At 68.7% G+C, this 3423-nt stretch carries 4 protein-coding genes; all 4 read right to left on the reverse strand.

Annotated elements, in window-relative coordinates; genetic code table 11:
- Positions 1–1116 (reverse strand): PAS domain-containing protein (locus tag AB3X43_RS05150; RefSeq protein WP_369428797.1); only part of this gene is annotated, 1116 nt, incomplete at its 3' end.
- Entirely contained in the window at positions 1113–1991 is an 879-nt protein-coding gene (locus AB3X43_RS05155; RefSeq protein ID WP_369428798.1) for a transporter substrate-binding domain-containing protein, read from the reverse strand. The genes AB3X43_RS05150 and AB3X43_RS05155, both read right to left, overlap by 4 nt.
- A gap of 138 nt (positions 1992–2129) precedes the next feature.
- On the reverse strand, positions 2130–2675 hold the full coding sequence (locus AB3X43_RS05160; protein WP_369428799.1) for a phosphoethanolamine transferase domain-containing protein: 546 nt from the start codon (positions 2673–2675) through the stop codon (positions 2130–2132).
- Positions 2669–3423, reverse strand: a 755-nt coding sequence (locus AB3X43_RS05165) for a LysR substrate-binding domain-containing protein (RefSeq protein WP_369428800.1), incomplete at its 5' end; no start/stop codon positions are given. The genes AB3X43_RS05165 and AB3X43_RS05160, both read right to left, overlap by 7 nt.

Genomic DNA, 3423 nt, shown 5'->3' on the forward strand with positions numbered 1-3423 from the left:
ATGGCTGATGGCGACCTGGCAGATGCGCTGGTACAGCTCTTCTGGCGCCCGTGTCCAGACGATCGACTGGTTCACCTGGCTGAGGAAACTGTAGAGCCGGCTCAGCGTCTTGATGCGCAGCTCACCGCGCTTGCGCTCGCTGATGTCCCAGCTGATGGCCACGACCCGGTCGGCCTCACCGGGCAGGGCGTGCGCACGCGCTTCGAACCAGCGGGTTTCGCCGTTCAGCTGGACGCTGTATTCCGTGTGCGTGACTTCCTGCGTGGCCAGCGTGCGGCGGATGATGGCGTCGATGCGCTGACTGGCCTCGGCTGGCATGAATTCCTGGTAGCGGCGCCCGATCAGTTCTTCGGCCGGCGCGACCAGCTTGTCGCGCTGACCGAAGATCTCGATGTAGGTGCCGTTGACATCCAGGATGAACGACACGTCCGGTACTGCCGCGGCAAAGGCCTGCAGGTGGGCTTCCCGGCGTGCGAGTTTGTCGAGCGTCTGCTCGCGCTGGCGGCTGTGGCGGTAGAACAGCAGCATCAGGCCCACGGTGCCGAGCGCGACCAGCACCAGCATCACCCGGCTCAGATGGCCCTGCTGCCGCAGACGCTCTTGGCGGATCTCGATGGACAGACGCTCCATCGTCATCGCCGCCTGGTCGATGTCGAGGTGCAGCGCCTGCAGCGCAATCGCCGGACTGCCGGGGTTGTCGGCCAGTCGCTCGCGCAGTGCCTGCCGGCTGCGGGCGACCTGTCCCACATACTGGTCGATGGCCTGGCGCCACTGGGTCTCCAGCGCCGTGCCGTTGCGCATGGAGTGGGCTGTGGACTGCAGGTCCGTGCTGCTCTGGATGGCGTTGGCGAGTTCTGCGTCGATGTCGGCGGTGCTGGCGCTGTGGTCTCCGGCGCGCAGGCGTTCGGTCTGCAACTCTGCAGCCTGCAGGTGCAGACGGACCTGGTCGATCCGCTGGATCGGCTGGTCGGTGTCGGTCAGCGTGGCGCGCCAGCGCAGGTCGCTCCAGGCGATCAGGCACAGGCAGAGCGCACCGAAGCCTGCGATCACGCCCAGCAGCCGTCTGGCGTGGCGGTTGCGGGCCGTCGGGGATGTCGGGGGCAATGCGTCGGTCATCGAGAGGCTCCGGTGCTCGGGGCTGCAGGGACCATGCCGTAGGCGGTGGCGATGTCGTCGACGCTGAAGCCATAGCCTGCGACCGTCTGGAGGTGTTCGGCCGAGCCGAGATAGCCGGACAAGGCCAGATCGATGCGCTCGCGCATCGGGTCACCGCGGCGGAACGCATACGCCGGGTAGCCGATGTCCGGCTGCCCGGCGCGCCGCGGCACTTCGAACGGTGTGGCCAGTGCCAGCGTGTCGGGTGATTCGCGCAGGATCCAGCGCAACGAGGGCGTCGACAGCGCGAAGGCGACGGCCTGGCCGGAGCGCATCGCCGCGAGCGCGCCGGCCGGGTCTGGCACACGCAGCAGCTGCGCTTCCGGGATGCCGGCTTCGCGCGCTTGGGTCCATTCGACCGAGCCGTCCAGAACGGCCAGCCTGGCGCCGCTTGTGCGTTGCAGATCGCCCAGTGCATGCAGCCCCAGCGGATTGCCCGCGGTCACCAGCAGCCCCGGGCGCACCGAGGTGGTCGGGCGCGTGAACTCGACCTGCGTGGCCCGCTCGGGGGTGATGAACAGGCCGGCGGCGATGACGTCGATCCGGCCACTGCGCAGTTCGTGGATGAGCCGCGGAAATTCCACATGCACCCACACCGGCTCTGGCAAGCCGAGCCGTTGCAGCGCCGCCCGCAGCGTGTCGATGGCCTCGCCCTGCAGATGGCCTTGCGCATCCAGGAAGGCATAGGGGGCTTCCAGTGCATAGCCGACACGCAGCACATCGCCATCCTGGCCTCCACCGGGCCGCAGACCGGGTGCCGTGCGATCGATCAGCGCGAGGGCGCCGCCGGTCACGACCACGACGAGCGTGATCCCTGAAATCAGACGTCGACGCATCGCGGAACTCTCTTGTTCATGCAGCAGTCATGGTCGTTGAATTGAAAGCCTCCGCTGATCGGTGCGGCCTCGTATTTAATCAAATTGCGCTGATCGGCAACGGCTGGCGGTCGATCTTGCACTTCCTGGAAGACAGGATCATGGGGTCTGGATGGATCCGAGCAGTCGCCAGAGGTGGATCGGCGACAGCAGTTCGAGCAGGGCCGCGTGCTGCAGCCACATCCACGAAAAGTCGGCCACGCTGAGGATCAGGACCGCGGCAGCCACCCCGGCGGCGGCCATGGCCACGCCGAGGTTGTGCACCAGCTGGGCCCAGGTATCCTTCTGGCGCAGGACCGGGCGACTCCACAGCCATGCCAGCGGCCCGCCTGCCAGCACGATGAACTGGGTCATGGCAGGCATGTCGAGCCCGTCCGTCGTCTGTGTGCTCCAGGCCGTGCCCAGCAGGACCAGGCTCAGCGCCCAGCGGATCACCCGCGGCCATGCCAGCATGCAGAACGCCAGTGTGAAGAGGGCGGCCACCAGCACCATGGCCGAGCCGATGAAGACCGGTGCCTGGCCATCGGAGAGTTCTGGCAGGTGCTTCAGCGCGCGCCACAGTGGCAACTGTCCGACACAGGACAGCCAGACGCTGCCCAGCACGGCCAGGCGCTGCGGGCTTTGCGGCGTGCGCTGGGTCAGCACCGCTGCTGCTCCGCGGCGGTCCGGGCCAGCCAGTCGCCGAACCTGGCCAGGAGGGGGGTGTGCTCGCGCCCCTCCGGCACGACGAAGTAGTACGCGCGGTCGCTGTCGTGGGCCTGCAGGACCGGCTGGAGCAGGCGGCCCTGGGCGAGTTCCTCTTCGACCATGAAGTCGGGCACCAGCGCCACGCCGAGGCCGAGCACCGCTGCCTGCACGCTCATCGAGAACTGCTCGTAGCGCGGCCCGCGCAGGTCGCCGTCGCAGGCCAGGCTGCCGGCCTCGAACCAGCGGCGCCAGGCCTGTGGCCGGGTGGTCTGCTGCAGCAGCGGCAGACGGGCCAGCGCGGCCAGCGTGAGTGGCGGCCCGTCCATGGACGCGATCAGGGCCGGGCTGCAGACGGCGATCAGGCGCTCGGCGAGCACTTTGCGTGTGGCGCAGCCAGGCCAGTGGCCGTCGCCGGCGTAGATGGCGGCGTCGAACGGGGTGTCTTCGAACAGGAAGGGGCGCGTGCGGGTGTGCAGGTTGATCTGCACCGCGCCAGGCATGAACTGCGGCAGCCGCGGCAGCAGCCAGCGCGTGCCGAAGGTCGGTACCACCGCCAGCTCGATCACCGGAGTGCCTTCTGCGCCAGACATCAGCTCCAGCGTGTCGCGCTCCAGCGCGTCGAGTCGTTCGGCCACCCGGCCGGCGTAGCTGCGGCCCTCGTCGGTGAGCTTCACGCCGCGCCGTGTGCGCCGGAACAGCTTCACCC

Source organism: Sphaerotilus sp. (assembly GCF_041083715.1).
Taxonomy (GTDB): domain Bacteria; phylum Pseudomonadota; class Gammaproteobacteria; order Burkholderiales; family Burkholderiaceae_C; genus Sphaerotilus.